Annotated in this window: 16 protein-coding genes; 9 read left to right on the top strand and 7 right to left on the bottom strand. The window is 44.8% G+C overall.

What is annotated here, in order from left to right; translation table 11 throughout:
- The first annotated feature begins 249 nt into the window (after window positions 1–249).
- Entirely contained in the window at window positions 250–4,602 is a 4,353-nt protein-coding gene (locus MAR181_RS05270) for a PAS domain-containing hybrid sensor histidine kinase/response regulator (protein WP_013795559.1), read from the top strand.
- Between the two features lie 83 nt (window positions 4,603–4,685).
- The gene (locus MAR181_RS05275) at window positions 4,686–6,005 is read left to right on the top strand and encodes a methyl-accepting chemotaxis protein (RefSeq protein WP_013795560.1); all 1,320 of its coding nucleotides are present in this window, start codon (window positions 4,686–4,688) and stop codon (window positions 6,003–6,005) included.
- A 64-nt stretch (window positions 6,006–6,069) separates the two neighbouring features.
- On the opposite strand, the gene MAR181_RS05280 is transcribed toward MAR181_RS05275, so the two are convergent.
- The 4 genes from MAR181_RS05280 to MAR181_RS05295 form a co-directional block, all read right to left on the bottom strand.
- Window positions 6,070–6,528, bottom strand: coding sequence for a MarR family winged helix-turn-helix transcriptional regulator (locus MAR181_RS05280; RefSeq protein WP_013795561.1), 459 nt, complete (start codon window positions 6,526–6,528; stop codon window positions 6,070–6,072).
- Between the two features lie 164 nt (window positions 6,529–6,692).
- Window positions 6,693–8,012: a TRAP transporter large permease gene (locus MAR181_RS05285; RefSeq protein ID WP_013795562.1), complete on the bottom strand. Its 1,320-nt coding sequence runs from the start codon at window positions 8,010–8,012 to the stop codon at window positions 6,693–6,695.
- Window positions 8,005–8,508 (bottom strand): TRAP transporter small permease, encoded by a 504-nt coding sequence (locus MAR181_RS05290; protein ID WP_144011211.1) that lies wholly within the window; start codon window positions 8,506–8,508, stop codon window positions 8,005–8,007. Before MAR181_RS05290 ends, MAR181_RS05285 begins: the two co-directional genes overlap by 8 nt.
- 26 nt (window positions 8,509–8,534) lie before the next feature.
- Entirely contained in the window at window positions 8,535–9,569 is a 1,035-nt protein-coding gene (locus MAR181_RS05295; RefSeq protein WP_013795564.1) for a TRAP transporter substrate-binding protein, read from the bottom strand.
- 282 nt (window positions 9,570–9,851) lie between these two features.
- Between MAR181_RS05295 and MAR181_RS05300 the strand changes: the two genes are divergently transcribed.
- From MAR181_RS05300 to MAR181_RS05325, 6 genes are all read left to right on the top strand, one after another.
- The gene (locus MAR181_RS05300) at window positions 9,852–11,420 is read left to right on the top strand and encodes an acyl CoA:acetate/3-ketoacid CoA transferase (protein WP_013795565.1); all 1,569 of its coding nucleotides are present in this window, start codon (window positions 9,852–9,854) and stop codon (window positions 11,418–11,420) included.
- A 23-nt stretch (window positions 11,421–11,443) separates the two neighbouring features.
- Complete coding sequence (locus tag MAR181_RS05305) at window positions 11,444–12,646, top strand: thiolase family protein (protein WP_013795566.1); 1,203 nt, start codon at window positions 11,444–11,446, stop codon at window positions 12,644–12,646.
- A gap of 186 nt (window positions 12,647–12,832) precedes the next feature.
- Complete coding sequence (locus MAR181_RS05310) at window positions 12,833–13,594, top strand: crotonase/enoyl-CoA hydratase family protein (RefSeq protein ID WP_013795567.1); 762 nt, start codon at window positions 12,833–12,835, stop codon at window positions 13,592–13,594.
- Between the two features lie 46 nt (window positions 13,595–13,640).
- On the top strand, window positions 13,641–14,408 hold the full coding sequence (locus tag MAR181_RS05315; protein WP_013795568.1) for an SDR family NAD(P)-dependent oxidoreductase: 768 nt from the start codon (window positions 13,641–13,643) through the stop codon (window positions 14,406–14,408).
- 153 nt (window positions 14,409–14,561) lie between these two features.
- Window positions 14,562–16,415 (top strand): feruloyl-CoA synthase, encoded by a 1,854-nt coding sequence (locus MAR181_RS05320; protein WP_013795569.1) that lies wholly within the window; start codon window positions 14,562–14,564, stop codon window positions 16,413–16,415.
- A 9-nt stretch (window positions 16,416–16,424) separates the two neighbouring features.
- Entirely contained in the window at window positions 16,425–16,835 is a 411-nt protein-coding gene (locus tag MAR181_RS05325) for an acyl-CoA thioesterase (protein WP_013795570.1), read from the top strand.
- A gap of 65 nt (window positions 16,836–16,900) precedes the next feature.
- On the opposite strand, the gene MAR181_RS18670 is transcribed toward MAR181_RS05325, so the two are convergent.
- Complete coding sequence (locus MAR181_RS18670; RefSeq protein ID WP_013795571.1) at window positions 16,901–17,023, bottom strand: hypothetical protein; 123 nt, start codon at window positions 17,021–17,023, stop codon at window positions 16,901–16,903.
- 198 nt (window positions 17,024–17,221) lie between these two features.
- Between MAR181_RS18670 and MAR181_RS05330 the strand changes: the two genes are divergently transcribed.
- Window positions 17,222–18,676 (top strand): TrkH family potassium uptake protein, encoded by a 1,455-nt coding sequence (locus tag MAR181_RS05330; protein WP_013795572.1) that lies wholly within the window; start codon window positions 17,222–17,224, stop codon window positions 18,674–18,676.
- Between the two features lie 17 nt (window positions 18,677–18,693).
- Here MAR181_RS05330 and MAR181_RS05335 read toward each other — a convergent pair whose 3' ends face one another.
- Window positions 18,694–21,024, bottom strand: a complete 2,331-nt coding sequence (locus MAR181_RS05335) for an FdhF/YdeP family oxidoreductase (protein WP_013795573.1) — start codon at window positions 21,022–21,024, stop codon at window positions 18,694–18,696.
- Window positions 21,014–21,853, bottom strand: a complete 840-nt coding sequence (gene fdhD, locus MAR181_RS05340) for a formate dehydrogenase accessory sulfurtransferase FdhD (RefSeq protein ID WP_013795574.1) — start codon at window positions 21,851–21,853, stop codon at window positions 21,014–21,016. Before fdhD ends, MAR181_RS05335 begins: the two co-directional genes overlap by 11 nt.
- Window positions 21,854–22,209 lie beyond the last annotated feature (356 nt).

The following is a 22,209-nucleotide window of genomic DNA, read 5'->3' on the forward strand; positions in this document are numbered from 1 at the left end:
AAAATATTTTTATGAGATTTTTAAGGAAGGTGCGGCTTCTGGTTAATACAGATTTCTGTTTACAAAACTTAATAGTTAATTTGTATCTGGTAAGGAATTGTAATTTTTTATTTATATATCATCCAACAGGGTGAAGAGGGGGATGTGTTTCGACTAAACTAACTATATTGATTCACATTAACAACGGATGCCCCTACCTAGTGATCTAGCTTTCGTCATGCGCAAGGGGAGTTTTGCCTGGAGGCGAAAGTGTATTGGACCTCTTCAAATAATTTTGTCAATCGCTGGGTTATATTAACCTTAGTGCTCGGTTGCTTCCTATCCATTTATGTCACTTATCGTGTCCATACTTCCAATCAAGAGATTATCTATCAGTCGGCTGAACAGGCATCTGAGGAAGTGTTGCAGCAAGTCATGACTCGAATTCAGCTTTATCAATATGGTTTAAGAAGTGTTCGTGGGGTGGTGCTAACGGCAGGCGAAAAAACCATCATGCGTGATGACTTTTATCAATACAGTATTACCCGTGATATTGATGAAGAGTTTCCGGGAGCCAATGGTTTTGGCTTTATTCGTCGAGTACCACAAGAGTCGATGCCAGAGTATTTGTCTCATATTCAGGCATCAAGCTGGCCGAATTTTAAGGTTAAGGAATTATCCTCGAATTTCAGTGAACGCTATATCATTGAGTTTGTTGAACCGATTGGACGAAACCAGCAAGCAATTGGTTTGGATATTGCCTCTGAAGTCAATCGCAGGGAAGCCGCTTTGTCCGCTATCAATGATGGTGAAGTGCGCTTAACAGGACCCATTACGCTAGTACAGGCTTCTGGTAAGACATTGCAGTCTGCGCTCATCCTGATGCCAATTTATCGTAATGGTAAGATTCCGAAAGACATGCAATCACGCTACCGTGAGGGTTTTGGCTGGAGTTATGCCCCTCTGATTATGGAGGATGTGCTGATGGAGTTGGACATCGATCAGAGTAAGATTCATTTCGAGCTCTACGACATTACGGATTTAGATGATCAAGTTGGTTTTTATTCTAATGATAAAGAAGGCTCAATCGGGCAAATGCATGTTGCTGAAATGGACATTTATGGCCGTAAATGGCAAAACCGCTTGAGTGTAACCGACGCTTTTATTCACCAGTTACGACTTTCTGATCCCTATGTCTTTCTCTTTTTTGGTATTGCCATTAGCGGGTTAGCCGCCATTTTAGTTGCTGTCGTGCGGGTCAATATAGCTCGTCGGCAAGAGGTGATTGCCCATCAATCGCGGATTACGGCGGTGGTCGAAAGTTCGGCTGATGGCATTATTAGTTTGAATCTTGATGGCATCATCACAAGCTGGAACCGAGGTGCTGAGCAAATCTATGGCTATAAAAAACGTGAAGTGATTGGTCTTTCGGCGTTGCAGACCTTAGTGCCTAGCGAGCTGCAAAATGATGATAAGAAAATGTTTCAACGGGTTCGCCAGCAAAAACAAGCCTTGTCTATTGAAACTCGAATTCGAACTAAGTCCGGTGCTCAAGTACCAGTTTCCCTCACTATTTCACCTATCTTTGATGCCAACGAATACATTATTGGGGTGTCGCAAAGTGTGCGTGATATTTCCGAACGTAAAAAGTCGGAAGCAAAAATTCGCGAGCTTAACATCAGCTTAGAAGATCAAGTAAAAGCCCGCACTGCGGAGTTAGAAGATTTAAATTTACTGCTCAATGACGTACTGCAAGCTTCCTCTGAAATTTCCATCATTGCTACGGATGATAAGGGGTTGATTACCCTGTTCAATAAGGGTTCTGAGCGCATGCTGGGCTATCAAGCTGATGAGGTCTTAGGTAAAAGAACCCCAGTGGTGTTTTATACCACACCGGAAATTGATGAGCATCGTGCTGCCATTTTTGAAGAGTACGGAACCTATGTATCGGATCCGCTGGAGGTACTGATATACAAGGCCAAACTACAGGGTTATGACAGTCAAGAATGGACTTTTGTGCATAAGAGTGGCTCACGACACCCTGTGTCTTTGGTGATAACACCGATGAAAAATGCTCGAGGTGACATTATTGGCTATCTTGGCATGGCCATGGACATTTCAGAACAGAAGAAGAATCAGCAAGCCTTAGTCGCGGCTCGAGATCAGCTGCTCATTGCCGCGGAAGTTGCTCAATTAGGGGTTTGGAGCTGGGACCTTGAACAGGATGTCTTAGAGTGGAGCGATATGATGTATGACATTTATCACTACCCTAAGAACATTAATGAAGACGGTGTGACCTTATTCGACTGGCAAGCTAGATTGCATCCTGAGGATAAAGAGAAAACACTGAATCACTTTCAACAATCTGTTCGAGACAGCAAGTTGTACAGTGATGTATTCCGGATTATTTTACCAGATGGCCGTGTGCGATATATCCAAGCTGGGGCCTATATAGAAAAAAATTCGCAAGGTAATGCCTTGCGATTGACTGGGGTGAATCAAGACATTACCACAGAGCGAGAGCTTGAAACCTGGTTGCGACATGCTAAAGATGAAGCCGATGCGGCCAGTGCGGCTAAGTCGACCTTCTTAGCCAACATGAGCCATGAAATTCGTACGCCAATGAACGCTATTTTAGGCATGTTGCAGTTGGTAAAACGAACCGCTTTGTCAGATCAGCAGGATGACTATATTTCCAAAGCGCAAATTTCGGCCCAGTCCTTATTAGGTCTGATAAATGATGTTTTGGACTTTTCTAAGGTCGACGCGGGTAAGTTAGAGCTGGAGCAAGCGGCGTTTGATGTCGAAGCTTTGTTATGTGAATTGTCGACCGTATTGTCCGGCAGCCCAATTCGTGATCACGTAGAGTTAATTTTTGATGTTGATCCAGACCTTCCTAGTCATTTCATCGGAGATAAATTACGTCTTTTACAAATTCTTATTAACTTATTAAGCAATGCTATTAAGTTTACCTTAAAAGGTTGTATCACCCTTGAAATCAGATGCTTACATCAACAGCAAGGCATTGCTAAGTTGGCAATAGCGGTGAAAGACACAGGTATTGGCATTTCAAAAGAAAACATAGATTCCATCTTTGACGTTTTTTCTCAAGCCGAGTCTTCAACCACCAGACGCTTTGGTGGTACCGGGTTGGGTTTGGTAATCTGTCGACGTTTCGTTGAATTGATGGGGGGGCAGTTAAACGTTGATAGCCAATTTGGCGAGGGTAGTTGTTTCTATTTCAGTATTGATCTGCCTATTGCCGACCTTCCCTCGACTAAATCCATTCATCGACAGTCGATGAATCAAAAAGACATCAAGGTGTTGATTGCGGAAAGCCATTTAGCCTCTCAAATTATCTTAACTCGAATGGCGCAGAATCTTGGTTGGCAAACTGAAACCACTGATGATTTTGGTTTGATCAGTCATTTATTAGAACAGGCACATTCTGATAACAAGCCTTTTGATGTGTTGCTGATTGATGTGAAACTGTCTGATTTTCATGGGCAGCCCAGTCTTGATTTACTTTATCAGTCGCTTCCAAGTGAGATCCGTCTTCCTAAGAGCATTCTATTGCTCAACACGAGTAGCGATAATGCTCACGAGAATGCCTTACCCAATTTGGTTAAGTTATTTAAGCCCGTTACCTTGAGTCGTTTATCTGAATCCGTTTATCAAGTGTTGGCAGTAGAGCCAATCGTTGAGGATGTGTCGGCAATCGATCAGGAAGAGCATAAGTCGCTTCATGGTATTAACTTGCTGTTGGTGGAAGATAATGAATTTAACCGTCAGGTGGCCAGTGAGTTGTTGGCTATTGAAGGTGCAAATGTAGTGGTGGCAAGGGGTGGAAAAGAAGGGGTCTCAATGGTACTCAATCAAAAGACCCCTATGTTTGATTTAGTCTTAATGGACATGCAAATGCCGGATGTGGACGGTTTAGAGGCCACTCGAGAAATTCGTATGGATCAACGTTTTGTCGACTTACCGATTGTCGCGATGACAGCAAATGTGTCGATAGCGGACCGTCAAGCTTGTCTTGATGCTGGCATGAATGATCACTTGGGTAAGCCTTTAGACATTGAGCAAATCATCGCCTGTATTCTGCAGCTCATCCCAGAAAAAGCCATACTTATTTCCGCTGCGAATGAACAGCAAGCACCGCTTTCAAATACCTCGGTTGACCCTTCTGAAATGAATGTGGCTGAAGCAGAGAAGATAGCAATGATTGAAGAATCTCTGGATACAAAAGGCACAGTTGAGGCGGAAAAAATAGAAGATATTTTAGATCGCTTTGGTGGCAGTGTTGAACTATACCAAAGCTTGGTGAGTGGCTTTGAAACCGAAGCAAACACTTTAATTTCGCAGATTGAACTCGCCATTGAAAAGGACAATGTAGGGCAATTAATAGAAGCTTTGCACAGTCTAAAAGGCTCAGCATTAACCATGGGGCTAGTGATGCTTTCAGCGGCTGTTGGAAAATATGAGACGGAATTAAAAGCCGCTTCAGATCCTCATATTGTTTCAATGTGTGTGCAAGGTTTGAGTCAGTTGGATATTAGGGAAATGATGCAAAGTGAATTAGTTGACATCAGCGGCAGAGTAGAAGAATTCGCAGATTATTAATTTATTGTCTAAGCTCAATAGCTTAGTAGGTTGCTTCTAGCTGATTAGGTTGAACGATAATTATTGGAATCAGGAGAATAGGAATGTTTAACGCTAGTTTGAAAAACGATATAAAAGTGCTTAAGGAAAAGCTTTATTCACTTAATCAGGTAAGGGACAGCCTAGATAAAGAAATGCTAGTGATGAATTTAAGCCCAGATGGCGTCATTGTTAATGTGAATAATAAGCTGACGGCAGAATTAGAGAGTTCTGAAGCGTATTTTGTTGGTAAAACTTTGTCCGATTTGACGCCCCAACACGCTAAAGGCACACCACATTTTAACGCTCTGCACGATGCTATGAAAATGGTTAGTCATTGGGCTGGGGCAATTGAATTGATGCGTGAGAATGGCAAAGAGGCTTGGTTACGAGGGATTTTCCAACCGGTTCTTGATGCCAACGGTAAGGTGAAAGCTTTTTCGATTCATTGTAATGATCTGACTCGAACCATTACAAAATCTCGTGAGGATGAAAATATTATTGCGGCACTACAGCGTTCTACCGCCGTGATTGAATTTGATTTGTCTGGACATATTTTGACCGCAAACAACTTATTTCTGGAGGGGATGGGCTATTCTTTGGAGCAAATTAAAGGCCAGCATCACCGTATGTTTTGTGAAACAGAGGAATCAAACTCGGAAGAATACGTTAAATTTTGGGAGCGTCTGGGACAAGGGCAGTTCTCAACAGGCCGATTTAAACGAGTAGACAGTCGCGGTAATGTGGTTTGGCTAGAGGCTTCTTATAATCCCATTTCAGATGTGCATGGTAAGTTTTATAAGGTAGTGAAATTTGCTTCTATTATTACCGATATGGTGAATCGAGAAATGGCGGTGTCAGAAGCCGCGGATATCGCCTTTTCGACCTCCAAACAAACGGATGTGAGTGCTAAAAAAGGCAGCCGAGTTGTGAAAGACACTGTCGACGTGATGCATGGCCTTTCTGATCAAATGGCGGAAGCCGCGGATGGCATTTCTGAGTTGGATCAACAGTCTCAATTAGTGGGATCAATCATTCAAAGTATTCGAGGCATTGCTGACCAAACAAACTTATTGGCCCTAAACGCGGCCATTGAAGCCGCTCGGGCGGGTGAACAAGGGCGAGGTTTTGCCGTGGTAGCGGATGAAGTAAGACAATTAGCGTCTCGTACCAGTGAAGCCACTGAAGAAATTGTTGGGGTGGTGGAAAAGAATCAATTATTAGCCGAGAAAGCGGTTGCCTTAATCAATAAAGGAAAAGAGCAAGCCGAGCAAGGCTTGTCACTGTCAAACGAGGCTGGGGATGTCATCACTGAAATTCAAGAAGAGGCTCAGCGAGTCGTGGATGCTGTCGGTCAATTTGCTAATCAGTTTACGACAGATTAACGGGCGATTATTCGTGTCATTGAGTAAGAGTGCTGGTTTATGACCCGCACTCTTTTTTTGGAAATTAGTCTTTCGCTAATAAGTCTAACGCGTCCAGTAACCAATCCACTTCTTTATCGCTTTTCAAACGTTGAGCCATGGCTTTTTCATGCTCCATGACTCGATTACTCAGGGTGCTAAAGAACTGTTCGCCAGATTTGGTCATAAACAAGGCGTAAGAACGACGGTCATTTTTAGCGGCGCGGCGCTCAATAATGTCCATTTGCTCTAGTTTATCGACGGCCGCGACCATGGCGGATCGATCATTCCCTAAGGCTTGAGCTACGGCCGTTTGAGTTAAGCCTGGGTTACGGTCGACGATGGCAATAACGGCAAAGAGTCCAGGGCTAATGCCCAAATCTGAACATACTTCTGAAAATTTGCTGAAAAAATTCATTTGAGCACGGCGTAGTCGGTAGCCAAGTAAGCTATTGAGTATGCCAAAATCAACACAGCTATCGGTTTGTTTTGCTTCGTCAGACATTCAATTCTCTTTATATTCATTAGATTCAGACAATTGTAATATAAAGACCTATTGTTGTAACACTAAACTGTTTATGTTTTTTGATAGCCTGTTGGAATAAAACTCGGATAAAACAAAGCCGACACTGTGGTCGGCTTTTAAAGACATCGTCTCGTAAAAACAGCTTAGCTAATCAAATGCACCAAGCCGAGCGTAATGCCTGGGAAAAGAACTAAAAGTGCGACCCTGACAAAGTCAGAAATAAGGAAAGGAACAACGCCTTTGAAACACTCTTTTAGTTTTAGGCTGTCATCGAATGATTTAATGATAAAGACATTCATCCCGACGGGAGGGGTGATCAGACCCACTTCCACTACAATCAGAGCTAAGATGCCAAACCAAATGCCAGCGTCCGCTACGGGGATACCAAAATCCATGGCGACTATGATCGGGAAGTAAATTGGGATGGTTAGCAAGATCATCGCCAAGCTGTCTAGGAAACACCCCATGACCAAATACGTTAGTAGCATCAGAGTCAAAATAGTGTAAGGCGATAAACCTGAATTGGTAATCAGCTCTACCCCTACGTCTGGTAGCCTTGAGAGGGCGATGAAAACACTGAATAAGTCAGCACCTAACACGATGAAGAAAATCATCGCAGAGGAAACCGCCGTCTTCATTAAACATACTAACAAACCGTCCAAGCGCATTTTACCATGAGTGAACGCTAAGATAGCGGTTAGAATTACACCAACGGAAGCGGCTTCTGTTGGTGTAAAGAAGCCCAGATAAATACCACCTAATACGATGAGAAAGATAATGGTTATGTGCCAAACGTCTTTCGTGGATTTCAGTTTTTGTGCAAAGGTTGTTTTTTCGCCACGCGGGCCAGACTCCGGAAAGATGCGTACATAGATGGCGATGGCCAAAATATATCCACCGGCTGCCAAGAACCCAGGAACAAAGGCAGCGATAAACATCTTGGAGATGTTTTGCTCGGTTAATACCGCAAAGATAATCAGCACCATAGAAGGGGGAATTAAAATCCCTAACGTCCCGCCCGCAGCAAGGGCGCCAGCGGCTAGGCTGCCAGAGTATTTTAGACGCTTCATCTCAGGTAGCGCTACTTTCCCCATGGTCGAAGCTGTTGCAAGAGAGGAGCCACAGATGGCCCCAAACGCCGCACAACCTGCAATCGCGGCCATGGCGATGCCGCCTCGTTGACGACCAATCCAAATATTACAGGTACGGAACAACTCAGCGGTAATGCCTGAGCGAGTAGCCAGTTCACCCATTAATAAAAATAACGGAACAACGGATAAATCATAGCTGGAAAACTTAGAAACAGGTGCGCTGCCTAAATAGTCTAGTAAGGCGGGCATACCGCCAATCATGATATAACCAACGCCGCCACATACCATCATGGCTAATGCGATGGGGATTCGGATGCTCATTAGCACCATTAGGGCTGCCATCATTAAAAAGGCCAGCTCAATATTACTCATGGTTGCCTCCACGAAGTGTGGTGTACAGTCTATTCAGACCACAAATTCCGCAAAGCAACATGCAAATAACGCCAACAGTGAAAGTCCACCATGTGGGAAGTGCTAAAAGCATGGATTGCTCAAGGTACTCTTTTGCTTCGAAACCACTTAGGGTCATTCGATAAGCAAAGGTAAAAGATACAGCGGTAAACACAAGGTCGCTGATGATCGCTAACACACGTAAAGTGCTTGGTTGGCAATGTGCGGTAAAGAGGTCAACCACCACATGCCCTCGTTGCTGATAGCATTTAGGGAGGAAAAGAAAAATGGCCATTCCTAATCCCATTTCCGTAATCTCATAGTCACCGACGATAGACTGACCTATCGTGCTGCGACCGATAATGCTGGCAACCGTAACGATTGCCAGCATTAACATCATGAAACCACCTGTTAATGCGAATATGTTAGCAAGACGTTCTAGTAAGAGATGTCTTGCTGTCGCCGTAAGTTGCATCATGTTTAAATCACCCAACTAACGAGAACTTAAAAGTTCTCGTACTTCTTAATTAGAGTTTTCGCTTTGTCCAATAGACGATTAGCATCGTAGCCGTCGTCATTCATATCTTCAATCCATTTTTCGGTCACAGGTACCAAGGTTTCTTTCCAGCGATCGTATTCAGCACCTTCAATTAGGTTGAAGGTATTGCCATTATCTACGGCATCTTTACGAGCACCGATTTCATAAGCGTCAAATACATCTCCGACAAACCCAGCAAGTGGTACGCCAGAGTTATCGTCGATCACTTTTTTCAGGTCGTCTGGTAACTTGTTGTATGACTTTTTGTTCATTGAGAAAATGAAGAATTGAGTGTAGAAACCACGGTCACCTTTGAATTCAGTATGATGTGGCGCTAACTCATGAATTTTCATTGGTTTAACCACTTCGAATGGTAGGGCCGTTACATCAATTACCCCTTTAGAGAGCGCGCTTGGCATAGAGGGTACTGGCATGAATACCGTGTTAGCGTTAAGTATGTTGAGTGCATCCGCCATCATCTTATTTGGCGCACGAACTTTCATACCGTCTAGGTCTTCCAGTTTCTTAATATCTTTGGTACGTGAATGCAGAGAACCAGGAAAGTGGGTATGAAGCGTCAACAAGTGAACGTCTTTTAGTTCGTCTTGCATTTCTGTTTCAGCATACTCTTGCATGGCCATACTGGTAATGCGAGCGCTTAAAGGCATAAAAGGCAATTCAAACGCGGTGGCTTTTGGGAAGCGACCTGGTGTGTAGCCACCGACTGTCCATGACATATCGACGATGCCTTTACGGGTTTGGTCAAATAATTGTGGTGGCTTGCCGCCCAATTGCATTGCAGGGTATAAGTCAATGTGAATGCGGCCGTTAGATTCCGCCTCAACTTTGTCTGCCCAAGGTTGTAAAAAGTTTACTTGCGCATTCGAAACTGGCGGTAACATATGGTGAAGTTTGAATGTGTATTCAGCTTCTGCAAGAACCCCTGTCGATAGGGCTGTTCCGGCGACCAACGCCAGTGCTTTGAGTTTTAAATTTTTCATGATTTGCACCTTATTATTTTTGTCTTATCCAGTGTCAGTATAGTCAATGGTTTATATTGACGATCTCATGTGCCTAGTTGCTCCCGAGACTTAAAATCATTTTGGCCATAACCCTTTGCTAATTCAATCATATTGCGTATGACTTTTTTGCTTGGTGTATTCAAAAAAAGCAAGAAGGTGTAAAAAAACATTAAAATGTTTGCCAAATTAATTGTTGTGATGTACAACAAGTTTTTGATTTATTACATCGTTTAGAACATAACAATAATATGAGGTTACAAGATGAGTAAGGTGATTTCTCTGGATCAGGCAGCAGGACTAATTCAAGACGGTGCGTCAGTGGCTTGGTCTACGGTTGGTATGTCGTATTTCGCGGAAGCGGTTGCCAAAGCCGTAGAGCAACGTTTTGTGAATACCGGCCATCCACAGCAGCTTACTCTTATTCACGATTGTGGTTGCGGTGATGGGAAGGATGCCGGAATGTCTCATCTTGCCTACCCTAATTTGGTGAAGCGACTTATTTCAGGTCATACCGGACAAGCTCCCAAAATGGCTCAGATGATTACCGACGATGCAATAGAGGCTTATTTATTACCACAAGGTGTATTGACGACCATGTGGCGTCAGATTGCCGGCAATAAACCTGGTGTCATTACTAAAATTGGCATGGGAACCTATGTGGATCCTCTGGTCAGTGGCGGCAAAGTAACGGCTAAAACCAAAGAGGATTTGGTTAAGCGCATCAATATTGAAGATGAAGACTGGCTGCTGTTTAAGAAATTTCCGCTAGATGTGGTCATTATTCGGGCAACGACGGCAGACGAAGACGGCAATTTGTCGGTTGAAGAAGAAGCCATGTTGGCGGAAATTCTCCCCATGGCGCAAGCGGCTAAAAACAATGGCGGCATTGTGATTGCACAGGTGAAATACATTGCTGAACGTCACTCTATCCACCCAAAAGAAGTCAAAGTACCAGGTGTGCTGGTGGATTATGTCACCGTGGCACCGGCTGATGATCACAAGCAAACCATTGGCAGTGTTTATAATCCAGGTTTGGCGGGCAACTCACGAGTGCCTCTGAATGCGTTACCTGAAATGCCCTTTAGTGCTCGAAAAGTCATTGCACGTCGAGCGGCGATGGAGCTTGAAGCAAATGTGATGGTGAATCTGGGCATTGGTATGCCAGATGGTGTGGCGGCGATTGCGGCAGAGGAAAAAGTATCCCATCTCTTTACGTTAACCACGGAGCTTGGTACCTACGGTGGTATTCCCGCTTCTGGTGCAGATTTTGGGGCTGCTTGGAATGCGGATGCCATTATAGAACATGAAGCTCAGTTTGATTTCTATGATGGCGGTGGTTTGGATATTGCTTTTCTGGGGTTGGCACAGGCGGATTTAGCAGGCAACTTGAACGTCAGTAAATTTGGGCCAAAAGTGGTCGGACCGGGTGGTTTTATTAATATCTCTCAAAGTGCCAAGAAGGTAGTGTTTTGTGGCACTTTAGTGAATGGTGCGAAGTTAACGTTTGAAAATGGTCAGGTTTCCGTGATGGAAGAAGGCAAGGTGCAAAAGTTTGTCAACGCGGTAGATCATATTACCTTTAGTGGTGCGGTGGCACGTGCGAACCGTCAACCTGTGGTATTTGTTACAGAAAGATGTGTCCTTGAATTACGTCAAGAAGGCATGGTGTTAACGGAAATCGCACCGGGTCTGGATTTGGAAAAAGACGTACTGGCAGCGATGTCTTTCCGTCCCATTATTGCCAAAGATCTGAAAACCATGCCTGAGGCTATTTTTGCCGAAACGTGGGGCGGGTTACATGACATCATGATGTCGTCTGTTCAACAATAACAATAAGCTTTTGAGGAATCCCTATGTCTATTAACAATGTTGAAATCCCTTACGGTGCTTATTGGAGCACGCCTTTTACTAAATGGCAGGGTTCGTTACAGCATCTACATTCGATGAAGTTTGCCGCGCATGTGGCGAAGCAAGAATTGGCCAAACGCTCGATTGATCCAAGGGTGTTTGACTCGGGTGTGTTGGGTATGACCATTAATCAATACCAATCTTTTAATGGTGCGCCATGGCCGTTATACGATATTGGCGCCGTGAATACCGCGGGTCATGCGGTGAACCAAGTGTGCGCAACTGGCGCGAGGGGCTTATTTGCTGCGGCGTCGGAAATTGTCTGTGGCATGGCCAATGTGTCTTTATTAATGACCGCCGATCGCTGTTCGAATGGACCACACATCTATTATCCGAATGCCAAAGGGCCAGCGGGTGCATCTGAAGATCAGGTCACTTACAACATGATGAACGATTGTGTTGGTGGTCATTCTATGATGCAAACTGGGGAAAACGTGGCGCAGCGTTTTGACATTACCCGTGAAGAATTGGATGCGGTGACGTATCGTCGTTATGAACAATATCAGGCTGCTTTGGCGGATGACCAGGCTTTTCAAAAACGCTTTATGACCTTGCCTCTGTCTGTACCTACGGCGAACTTTAAGAAAGAAGATAAGGTGATTTATGGTGACGAAGGGGTGTTCCCAACGACGCCAGAAGGTTTGCAAAAATTGAAGCCCATTCAAGAGGGCGGCGTGATTACCTTTGGGAATCAGACGCACCCTGCGGATGGTAATGCGGCGGCGATTTTGTGTCGGTCTGAAGATGTGGCGAACTTAACTTCACGTCCTGAGATTAAAATTGAAGTGTTGGGCTTTGGTCAAGCTAGAGATGACCTTGCTTACATGCCTGCTGCACCGATTGAGGCCGCAAAGCGAGCGCTTGCTGTGGCTGGCGTTGATATTAAAGACATTAATGCCATCAAGACTCACAACCCGTTTGCCGTCAACGATGTGGCGTTAGCCAAAGCAATGGATTTGGATGTCATGGCAATGAATAACTATGGTTGTTCTCTTATTTGGGGGCACCCACAAGGGCCAACTGGTATGCGTGCGATCATTGAGCTGATTGAAGAGTTGGTTATCGCAGGTGGTGGCTATGGTCTCTTCACTGGTTGTGCAGCAGGTGATACTGGAATGGCAGTGGTCATTAAAGTGTCGGACCGATAATGAATGGTGTTATGGCCGTGGGCTTTGCCCGCGGTTTTTTTTACGCCAAAAATATAGTTATAAAACATAATAGTTTGTTTTGACATTTGTTTAGTAGCTAAACTATTATTGAATAAATGACGTTAATAATGCGTTTTAGTGTTGAGCTTGGCGCTTAGCCCATAAACATAAGAATAGAGGCTTCTAATGATGACTTACGAATTTATTAACTTTTCTGTCGAAAATGGCATTGGGCATTTAGAGCTGAATCGTCCAGAAAAGAAAAATGCAATCAATGACAACCTATGTCTTGAAATCGAACATGTCTTTTTAAATCTTACTGATGACGTCAATGTCATCGTTTTGTCTGGAAATGGTCCGGAATTTTGTTCTGGTCTTGATCTTCGTGAACACAAAGCGCGTGAACCATTTGAAGTCGTGAAGCACTCGCAAATGTGGCATCGAGTGTTTGGGCATATTCGCAATTCTGGTATTCCTGTTGTGGCGGCAATGCACGGCGCGGTGATTGGCGGTGGTCTAGAGTTGGCCATTTGTGCTCATGTTCGTGTCACAGAAGAAAACACCTTTTACCGTTTGCCTGAAGGCAAGCACGGTATTTTTGTTGGTGGCGGCGCGTCCGTCAATGTTTCCAATGTGATTGGTGCCAGTCGAATGACAGAAATGATGCTAACAGGCCGAGATGTGAATGCGGAAGAAGGTCACCGTATTGGTTTAGGCCATTATGTGGTGCCGACAGGTGCCGCCTTAGCAAAGGCATTTGAAATTGCGGCCGGTATTGGTAAAAACTCGAAATACTCTAACTGGGCGATGACCACTGGCCTGAGTCGAATTAGCAACATGGCCGAGCAAGAAGGTTTGTACGCTGAATCACTAATTTGCGGAATCACACAAACAAGTGAAGAAGTTAGGGCTCGTATTGATGCTTTCCTAAACCGCAAAAAATCCTAATAAGTGATTTCTTCTCAGAACAAAAACAAGATTCAGGAGCTGTAGTATGCAAATTCAAGGTAAACACTTTATTGTCACAGGATCAGCATCAGGTATTGGTGAAGCCGTTGCGCGTCGTTTACATGGTTTGGGGGCGAGCGTCACCTTGGCAGATGTGAATGAAACGGGTCTGGCTCGTGTGAAAGCGGATTTGGGCGAGCGAGTACAAGCTTGCATGACAGATATTGTTGATGAAGCCTCAGTGCAAGAAACGGTTGATCAAGCTGTTGCAGAATTTGGTGCCATTGATGGTTTGGTGAACTGCGCCGGTATTCCGGGAGCAGAGCGTGTGGTTGGACGAGAAGGTCCACATAAGTTGGCCAGTTTCCAACGTGCGGTTTCCGTTAATCTCATTGGTACTTTCAACATGATTCGCTTAGTTGCGGATAAAATGCAACATAATGAGCAGGCGGATAATCTAGAGCGTGGTGTGATCATTAACACCGCCTCGGTGGCCGCGTTTGATGGACAAATTGGTCAAGCAGGCTATGCAGCGTCGAAAGGCGGAGTGTGTGCGATGACCTTGCCAATCGCTCGTGAGTTAGCACGCTTTGGCATTCGTGTGATGACCATTGCCCCAGGTTTGTTTAAAACGCCAATGATGGATGTGCTACCAGAAGAGGTGCAGAAATCGTTAGGGGAAGCCGTGCCGTTCCCTCCTCGTTTAGGTGAGCCAGATGAATACGCTGGTTTAGCTCAGCACATTATTGAAAACAGTATGCTTAATGGCGAAGTGATTCGCTTGGACGGTGCTATTCGAATGGCGGCCAAATAATAGGCGACTCGGCTCAATGCTTAGGATCTGATATCACAAGCTTGAGCCATCGAGAGAATAACAATAATAGCATTAGTGACGAAGTCATTAATGACTCAAAAAAACAAAACTTAAGCCACACAAAAACAAGCAAAGTGGTTTTAGGAGCAGAACATGAGCGTTGGATTTCATCCTATTAAGGTAGTGGCCCATCCGATTGAGGTAATCAAACAGGATGATGGTGTGCAGATTATTAACAGTCAAAAGCCATTAGACGCCTTTGCTCGATGCTGGACGGATCAGCTTGAATATTGGGCAAAAGAAGCGCCAGATCGTGTGTTTGTCGCTCAACGAGATGAGCGCGGCGAATGGGATAAAATTACCTATTCCGAAGCGGTGACGCGTGCTCGTCGCATCGCGTCTTGGTTATTGACTCAGCCTGTCTCGACGGAACGTCCGATTGTCTTCTTGTGTGGTAACAGTGCAGAACATCTGATGCTGGCGTTGGCTGGCATGTATGTGGGTATTGCACATTCTCCTTTGTCACCTGCCTATTCGTTGATCGCAACGGACTACACCAAACTGCAAGGTATCATGGATATTTTGACACCTGGATTGATTGTAGTGGATGAACTGGCACCTTATGAAAACGCCATTAAAGCGGTTTGTCGTGATGAGCAGACGCCGGTTATGGTGATTAAGGGGGATATTCAGGCACAACAAATTGCAAACCCAATCATGTCTTATCAGACATGTTTAACCCTACCGATCTCTGAACAAGTCGATGTGGAAAATGCCAAGGTCAATGGTGACACCATCGCAAAGATCTTATTCACATCTGGCACCACAGGGATGCCAAAAGGGGTGATCAACACTCAGCGTATGATTTGTGCCAACCAAGTGATGATTCGTCAAGTGATGCAATTTCTGGCTGAACAGCCACCCATTATGGTGGATTGGCTGCCCTGGAACCATACCTTTGGTGGTAACCATAATATAGGCATTGCTCTGTATAACGGTGGCAGCTTGTATCTGGATGATGGTAAACCAACGGAAAAGCTGTTTGATAAAACCTTGAAAAACTTAGCTGAAATTTCACCGACTGTGTATTTCAATGTGCCAAAAGGTTTCGAATTATTAGTACAAAAACTGAAAGCGGATGATGAATTTGCGAAGAAATTTTTCTCTCGTTTGCAGTTTACTTTTTTTGCGGCGGCCGGCTTAGCGCAACATATTTGGGACGATCTGGATGCCTTGGCGATTCAGTACACAGGTAAGAAAATTCCCATGCTAACGGGTTTGGGGTGTACCGAAACGGCGCCTTCTGCGACCTTTGCTTCAGTAGAAGAGTCGACGTCAGGTGTGATTGGGGTTCCGGCGCCTGGTGTGTCTATTAAACTGGTGCCAAACGAAGGCAAGTTAGAAGCGCGAGTTAAGGCTGTTACTGTGATGCCGGGTTATTGGCGTCAACCAGAGCTGACCGCTAAGGCTTTTGATGAAGACGGATACTACTGCCTAGGGGATGCGTTTGCTTACCTCGATGAACAAGCACCACAGCGTGGTTTTCGATTTGATGGGCGAGTATCCGAAGATTTTAAATTGGACAGCGGAACCTGGGTCAGTGCAGGGACATTACGAGCCAAATTCATTAGTGCATTGGCGCCTTTTGCACAAGACGTTGTGTTGTGTGGTACCAATCGTGGTTATATCACCGCGATGGTGTTTCCTGATTGGGCTCACTGTAAGGCTATTTTGCCTCATGATGTGGTCGAATCGAATGAAGAAGTGATTGCTCATGATGCTGTTCGACAAGCCTTTAAAGACAAATTGGCAGAATGTGCTAAACACAATACTGGCAGCTCGACCTTAGTGAAACGAATCATTTTACAAGCGGCACCACCAAGCATCGACGCACACGAAGTCACAGATAAAGGCTCTTTGAATCAAAGGGCGGTGCAAGCGCATCGAGAAGACCAGATTGACTTGCTGTATCAAGAGCCTGTGACGGATCAAGTGATCAGCCTTTAGGAGCTTGAGATGTTTCAGAATCAGCGTCAAATACAGATTGAATGGGGCGACTGTGACCCAGCCGACATTGTATTTTACCCCCGTTATTTTGCCTTTTTTGATGCCTCTACGGGGGCATTATTTGAGGCCATGGGGTATTCTCTGAGGGACATTCGAGGGCAAGCCAATCAAGTTGGTTTTCCCATGATAGATACTCGTTCTCAATTCTATAAGCCCTCCAAGTACGGTGACATTGTGCTTATTGAAAGCCAAATTACCGAGGTAGGGGACGCCAGTTTTGACATTAAGCATCGCTTGTTCAATGACGAACAACTGGCGGTGGTGTGCTCTGAAAAACGGGTTTGGGCAGGTCTCAATGAGCAAGGTGAATTAAAGGCGCAAGTGATTCCGGATGACATACGTCAGCGCATGTTAGCCTAACCCTGACTGGTAAATAATCTGAGAGCTAAATAAAAGGCCAAATGAAATTTGGCCTTTTTATGTGTTTATTCTGAGCGAGTTTGGACGCACAATTCAATAATGCGTTTACTGCTGATTAATACAAAGCTTCCAATGGTAATGGCCAGTGCAGTCAGATGGAATACGTCGTTTAGTAAAAGCATATCCATATATTGCTCCTCAGTGAGTGTCATTATCAATAAAGCATACTTATACTCTTTCGTCCATATTTTATGCACTTTTTTATGTTTTTAACCCTTTAATTTGCTTAATTGATTTAAGCCTTTTGTAGAGTCCGTTTTGCGATTCCCTTATAGTTATTTAACACTCTATTGTCTTTGACCTCATTGCTTGGGGCTGTTGTCTAAATGATTCGTCCACTACTGATCTTACGCTTACTGGCTATGCCGTGTTTATGGATAAGCTTGGTGCAGTTTGTGTTTGCTGAGCTGTCGTTTATGTTGTTTAAAGACAGGGTTAGTGAGGCTTTTTTTGTACCGGCGTTGACGACCTTTGCGTTTGCATTTCCACTCTTGTTTGCTTTCAAGAAATACCCGTTACCCTCAGTCAATGTCAGAGAAGCCATGTTGTTTGCTTCATTAACTTGGTTGGTCGTTGGGGTCTTAGGAGCGATTCCAATTATCAAGGTGACTCATGTGTCTTTTACTGATGGGGTATTCGAATCCATTAGTGCTTTGACGACAACAGGCGCGACGATTTTATCCGGTCTGGATGATATGCCACCGAGCTTTTTGATGTATCGCCAATTTTTGCAGTGGATGGGGGGATTGGGTGTGGTGATCTTTGTGGTGGCCATTTTGCCTATGTTGAACATTGGTGGCATGCGTTTATTGAAAGCTGAGACACCAGGGCCTATTAAAGACGACAAGTTGTCTCCTAGAGTGTCAAGTACCACTCGTTATCTGTGGATGGTGTATTTGGCCATCACGGTATTGTGTGCCATCGCTTATTATCTGGCTGGTATGTCTTTATTTGATGCCATAGGGCACAGTTTTACGACGGTCTCGACGGGGGGCTTTTCAACTCATGATGCCAGTATGGGCTATTTCGATAGCCGCTTGATACTGTGGGTGTGTAACCTCTTTATGGTACTGGGCGCCATCAATTTTGCGTTGCATTATCGAGTCTATATCGCTCGCAGTATCAAACTGTATTGGCGAGATGAGGAAACCCATGGTTTTGTGTGGATCATTACGGTGGTGGCTTTATTATTGGGGTTATTTTTGCTGCAAAGTCGATCGGAAGAAGGATTTTGGAATGCGATCACTCAGGCTTTTTTTCACGTCATTTCCTTTATTACCAGCACAGGTTTTGCCGCCACTGACTTTGGCGCTTGGCCTGCGGTAACGTCAATTGTGCTTATTTTTGTTGGCTACATTGGCGGTTGCGCGGGGTCAACCGCGGGAGGTAACAAAGTTATTCGTAATATCATTTCGTTGAAGTCCATTAGTTTGGAAGTGAAGCGCCTAGTACACCCAAATGGCGTTTTTACTATGAAGTTTCAAGGGCGAATAATCAGTGATGATGTGCGTCATTCGATCATGGGATTCATGTGTGTGGCAGCCATTATTACTTTGGTGTTTACATTATTATTGATGGCGACGGGCATGAGTTTTATGGCGTCATTGAGTGCCACTGCCGCTTGTTTGAATGTATTGGGGCCAGGCTTCGCAGAATTGGGTCATAACTTTGCGCCTTTAAGCGACACAGGAACCTGGTTGATGAGCTTTGCCATGATTCTTGGTCGCTTAGAGTATTTCACTGTGCTGGTGTTGTTCTTACCCGTGCTGTGGCGTCATTAATGCATTAGCGTGCGGCACTATAGGTTGGTCACAGATAATTCACCGTTTCGCTTTGTGTCGCTCGGCTCAAGTTCGACAGCGATGCTCTTCGAGGTTGGTGTGTTGCTAAACTCACCATGACTGTCCAGCGGTACTAACGGGTTGGTTTCAGGGTAATAAGCGGCCAAGTTGCCAGCAGGGATACTGTAGGGAACGAGTTTGAAACCGTCTATTTTACGGACTATCCCGTCGTTCCATAGAGAACGAATGCTGACTTTCTGACCTTCTTGATAGCCTAAACGTTTTATGTCCGCAGGGTTGATGAACACCACTTTTCGCTCATTTTTAATGCCACGATAACGATCGTTTAAGCCGTAAATCGTCGTGTTGTATTGATCATGAGAGCGTAAGGTTTGCAGAATAAAGCTCTTCTCGGTCAACATGTCTTTTGCTTGCTTAGGCAAAATTGAATCTGGCAGAGGGTGGCTATGCAAAATGGCTTTACCCGCAGGTGTCTTCCAATTCCTTTCTCTGGCGCTGTTGCCCAGATAGAAACCACCATCTTGTAAAATGCGTTGGTTGAAGCCTGAGAAGCCCGGAACAACGGCGGCAATGTGTTCGCGAATGGTATCGTAATTTGCGATCAATGATGACCACTCAACAGGGTGGTTTCCAAGTGTGGCTTCTGCAATACCAGCGATGATGGCGGGTTCGGATTTTTGTAACTTGCTCATGGGTTCCAATACGCCACCAGAGGCGTGAATCATACTAAATGAATCTTCAACTGTGACTTTTTGCGCTCCATTGGCCTGATGGTCAATGTCAGTTCGACCAAGACAAGGCAGTATTAGAGCCTCTTTGCCGGTAATTAAATGAGACCGATTTAATTTGGTGCTGATTTGGACGGTTAGATCACATTTTTCTAGGGCCGCTGCGGTGGCTTGGGAATCGGGTGTCGCAGCGGCAAAGTTGCCACCTAAGGCGACAAAGACTTTTACCTTACCATCGCGCATGGCTCGAATGGTATCCACTACGGCGAGTCCCTCATGTTGTGGCGGGGTAAAGTGGAAGCGTTTTTCCATTGCGTCTAAAAAGGCACGAGAAGGACGTTCATTAATCCCCATAGTGCGATCGCCTTGAACATTGCTGTGGCCGCGTACCGGACAAGCCCCGGCTCCCGGTTTACCGAGATTGCCACGTAAGGCCAGTAAATTGACGATTTCATGAATCGTGGCCACAGAGTGGTGATGTTGAGTGATGCCCATGGCCCAAGTAATGATGACACTGTTGGCGTGTGCATAGACTTCGGCGGCTTGTTGTATTTCCTCTCGTGTTAAGCCTGCTTGGTTTAGAATGTCGTTCCAGGAGGTTTGCTTTACTCGTTCAAGATATGGCCCCATTCCCTGAGTATGCTGAGTAATAAAGTCATGATCAAAGACGGCTTTGCCTTCACGTTGAGCATTTTCTTCCATCTCAATCAAGACTTTTACCATGCCTCGAACGACTGCCATGTCACCGCCAATTTTGGGTGTGTAGTAGGCTGTATTGGTTGGTTTGGATGAATTGGTCAGCATTTCAATTGGATTTTGCGGGTTTTGGAAACGTTCTAAGCCCCGTTCTTTTAAGGTATTAAAGGTGAGTAATTGCGCCCCTCGTTGTACTACTTCTTTCAAGGTTTCCAACATGCGAGGGTGATTGGTACCGGGATTTTGGCCAAACACGAACACCGCATCAGCACGTTCAAAATCGTCTATTTCTATGGTGCCTTTGCCAATGCCGATACTGCTGGTTAAGCCATAGCCACTGGCTTCGTGACACATGTTAGAGCAATCTGGGAAGTTGTTTGTGCCGTAGGCACGAGCGAATAACTGATAGAGAAAGGCGGCTTCGTTACTGGCTCGCCCAGACGTATAAAAGGCTGCATTGTCTGGTGAATTCTGGCTATTTAGAGCGTTTGCAATTTGACTGAAAGCTTGAGTCCAAGAGATGGCTTCGTAGTGATCGGTTGCAGGGTTATAACGCATGGGCTCGGTTAAGCGCCCTTGATATTCTAAGAAGTAATCGCTTTGAGTATTTAACCAACTCACACTGTGCTGGGCCATAAACTCTGCGTCAACCTTACGAGACGTGGCTTCCCAGTTCACCGCCTTAGCCCCATTTTCACAAAAGCGGATTTTGGCTGGATCATGTTTTTCGCCCCAAGCACAGCCTGGACAATCGAAGCCTTGCGGTTGGTTGGTTTTCAATAGGGTGAAAATATTGCGTGTGGCGTTTTCACTTTTTAACCAATGTTGTGCTGTGCTTTTCAGCGCGCCCCAGCCGCCAGCGGGTCCTTTGTAAGGGGTATAAGTATGCGTTTTATTGGTCATGTTGTTTATCCTTTCGGGCGGTTGGAGCAAAGAATCTTGGTTTATCTTGTTTGGGAAGATGGATTAGGGTCAAGCCATATTGGTTAGCGAGTTCGGCCGCAAGGTGACTTGGTGAAGCAAGATGAATCAAATTGGACAATCCTGCTCTGACGGCTTTTTGAATCAATTCTGTGCTGCATCGACTGGACATAACAACACTGTGATTGTGCAATCTTATGCCTTGCTGTGCGGCGTACCCAATGATTTTATCTAGGCAATTATGTCGACCTATGTCTTCCATACAGACAATAGTGTCACCTTGTTCTGATAAGAGCAAAGCGGCATGCAAAGCTCCCGTTTTCTGGCCAAGCTGCTGCGCTTGATTGAGTTGCTTCCTTAGGGTGAAAAGGGTCTCTGACGGTAAGCACTTAGACTGGTCTAATGGTGTTAACGAAGGGAAGGCTTGATCAAGTGACTCAATACCACATAATCCGCAACCACTGGCCCCAAAGTGTATTTTACGTTTGCTTTTGAACTCGCTAAAGCGTCGACTGCTAATGATTAAATTGATTTGAATGCTCTCAATATTCAGAGGGCTTGTGTATGGCTGAATTTCAATGTCATGAACATCTTGATGCTGTTGGATGATGCCTTCGCTCAGGGCATAACCAAGAGCGAACTCCTCCACATTCACTGGTGTCATCATAATCACAGCGTAGGCAATGTCGTTGATGCTTAGACTCAATGGTACTTCTTCTACTAGGTCGGCATGAGCCTGTTCAAGAGAATCGGCTCTTTTTTCGAAGGCGGTACTGCGATAGCCATGAAACTTCAGTGAATTGAGCGACATAAGTGACCTTGTAGAATGATAAAAATCAAGTTTCATAGTACGTAGACAGAGGTTTGTCGTCCATGATTTTGTGGTGAAAAGACGGCGCATTTTTTGGTCTTGAGTGGCGGCCTGCCCGGTGGTAAAAGGATTACTTGGTATAGATGTTTATTTAAACAATGAAATGCCGTATTCTAGCGCCCCCAAATAAAATGACGTGTTTTTTGTATGCATTTTGTAAAAAATCTCTTAGATCAGGCATCAAGGGAGATTTTTACGCAACAAGAGTGGCAGTTAAGACAGACATACGACACAGTATGTTCGGGTTTTGTTTTACGTCCTGTTTAGCATAGAAAAAGTGTGTGACGTTGTGTTCA

It is taken from the genome of Marinomonas posidonica IVIA-Po-181 (genome assembly GCF_000214215.1).
In the GTDB taxonomy this organism is placed as follows: Bacteria; Pseudomonadota; Gammaproteobacteria; order Pseudomonadales; family Marinomonadaceae; genus Marinomonas; species Marinomonas posidonica.

Coding starts and splice junctions, on each gene's coding strand:
- MAR181_RS05280 (WP_013795561.1), bottom strand. CDS start 6,528: ATGTCTGACGAAGCAAAACAAACCGATAGCTGTGTTGATTTTGGCATA.
- fdhD (WP_013795574.1), bottom strand. CDS start 21,853: ATGTCGCTCAATTCACTGAAGTTTCATGGCTATCGCAGTACCGCCTTC.
- MAR181_RS05335 (WP_013795573.1), bottom strand. CDS start 21,024: ATGACCAATAAAACGCATACTTATACCCCTTACAAAGGACCCGCTGGC.
- MAR181_RS05300 (WP_013795565.1), top strand. CDS start 9,852: ATGAGTAAGGTGATTTCTCTGGATCAGGCAGCAGGACTAATTCAAGAC.
- MAR181_RS05310 (WP_013795567.1), top strand. CDS start 12,833: ATGATGACTTACGAATTTATTAACTTTTCTGTCGAAAATGGCATTGGG.
- MAR181_RS18670 (WP_013795571.1), bottom strand. CDS start 17,023: ATGGATATGCTTTTACTAAACGACGTATTCCATCTGACTGCACTGGCC.
- MAR181_RS05320 (WP_013795569.1), top strand. CDS start 14,562: ATGAGCGTTGGATTTCATCCTATTAAGGTAGTGGCCCATCCGATTGAG.
- MAR181_RS05285 (WP_013795562.1), bottom strand. CDS start 8,012: ATGAGTAATATTGAGCTGGCCTTTTTAATGATGGCAGCCCTAATGGTG.
- MAR181_RS05295 (WP_013795564.1), bottom strand. CDS start 9,569: ATGAAAAATTTAAAACTCAAAGCACTGGCGTTGGTCGCCGGAACAGCC.
- MAR181_RS05290 (WP_144011211.1), bottom strand. CDS start 8,508: ATGATGCAACTTACGGCGACAGCAAGACATCTCTTACTAGAACGTCTT.
- MAR181_RS05325 (WP_013795570.1), top strand. CDS start 16,425: ATGTTTCAGAATCAGCGTCAAATACAGATTGAATGGGGCGACTGTGAC.
- MAR181_RS05330 (WP_013795572.1), top strand. CDS start 17,222: ATGATTCGTCCACTACTGATCTTACGCTTACTGGCTATGCCGTGTTTA.
- MAR181_RS05305 (WP_013795566.1), top strand. CDS start 11,444: ATGTCTATTAACAATGTTGAAATCCCTTACGGTGCTTATTGGAGCACG.
- MAR181_RS05275 (WP_013795560.1), top strand. CDS start 4,686: ATGTTTAACGCTAGTTTGAAAAACGATATAAAAGTGCTTAAGGAAAAG.
- MAR181_RS05315 (WP_013795568.1), top strand. CDS start 13,641: ATGCAAATTCAAGGTAAACACTTTATTGTCACAGGATCAGCATCAGGT.